The sequence below is a fragment of the Arthrobacter sp. SPT-J7 genome, assembly GCF_059089965.1.
Window position 1 is genome coordinate 1 of record NZ_JBNHFF010000432.1, and the last position, 1,440, is coordinate 1,440.

The window sequence follows — 1,440 nt, forward strand, 5'->3', positions numbered from 1 at the left end:
TCCGCCGGATCGGGCCCACTTTGACCACCGTGCCGCCGGCGGGAACTCCCGACGGCGGCACGCGGCTTCAGCTTGGCGGGATCAGCGGACTGCCACCAGAGCGGCGTCCTCAGCGGAAGTGCCCGCCGCGACGTCCGCGAGCCGGAGCCAGGTGTCCACCACGGTGTCCGGGTTCAGGGAGACGGACTCGATGCCCTGCTCCACCAGCCACTCGGCCAGGTCCGGGTGGTCGCTGGGTCCCTGGCCGCAGATGCCCACGTACTTGCCGCGTTCCCGGCAAGCCCTGATGGCCATGCTGAGGAGCTTTTTGACGGCAGGATCGCGCTCGTCGAAACCGGCGGACACGATTGCCGAGTCGCGGTCCAGGCCCAGGGCCAGCTGGGTCATGTCGTTGGAGCCGATGGAGAAGCCGTCAAAGTAGTCCAGGAATTCGTCGGCGAGCAGCGCGTTGGACGGAAGCTCGCACATCATGATCACCTCCAGGCCGTTCTCGCCGCGGCGCAGCCCGTTCTCGGCGAGCAGCTCGATGACGCCGCGGGCTTCGTCCAGGGTCCGCACGAACGGGATCATGAGCTTGACGTTGGTCAGGCCCATCTCGTTGCGGACGAAGGACAGGGCCTCGCACTCAAGGTCGAAGCAGTCGCGGAAGGACGGCTCCAGGTAGCGGGAGGCGCCGCGGAAGCCGAGCATCGGGTTTTCCTCGTGCGGCTCGTAGGCCGGCCCGCCCAGGAGGTTGGCGTATTCGTTGGACTTGAAGTCGGACATGCGCACGATCACCGGTTCCGGCGCGAACGCGGCAGCGATGGTGGCCACCCCTTCAGCCAAACGCTTGATGTAGTACTCCCGCGGGCTGCTGTACGCGGCTATCCGCTCACGGATCTGCGCGGCCACGTCCTCCGGCTGGCTGTCCAGGTTCAGCAGCGCCTTGGGGTGGATGCCGATCTGGCGGTTGATGATGAACTCCAGCCGGGCCAGGCCCACGCCGTGGTTGGGCAGCTGGGCGAAGGTGAACGCCTGCTCCGGGGTGCCCACGTTCATCATCACCTTCACGGGAGCATCGGGCATCTTGGTGATCCCGGTGTCCTCCACCGTGAAGTCCAGCAGGCCTTCGTAGATGACGCCGGTCTCGCCGTCGGCGCAGGAGACGGTGACGTCCTGTCCGTCGGACAGGACGTCCGTGCCGTGTCCCGTTCCGACGACGGCGGGGATTCCCAGTTCCCGGGCGATGATGGCCGCGTGGCAGGTCCGTCCGCCGCGGTTGGTCACGATCGCGGAGGCGCGCTTCATGATCGGTTCCCAGTCCGGGTCCGTCATGTCCGCCACGAGGACGTCGCCGGTCTGGAAGGCGGCCATCTGGTCGATGGCGGTCAGGATGCGGACGCTGCCGGCGCCGATCCGCTGGCCGATCGCGCGGCCCTCGGCCAGGACCGGGCCGCTTTC

General features: G+C 67.9%; 1 protein-coding gene. It reads right to left on the reverse strand.

Annotation, left to right across the window (positions count from 1 at the left end):
* Positions 1-81 precede the first annotated feature (81 nt).
* Positions 82-1,440, reverse strand: a 1,359-nt coding sequence (gene ppsA, locus AC5RWX_RS33320; RefSeq protein ID WP_494100430.1) for a phosphoenolpyruvate synthase, incomplete at its 5' end; no start/stop codon positions are given.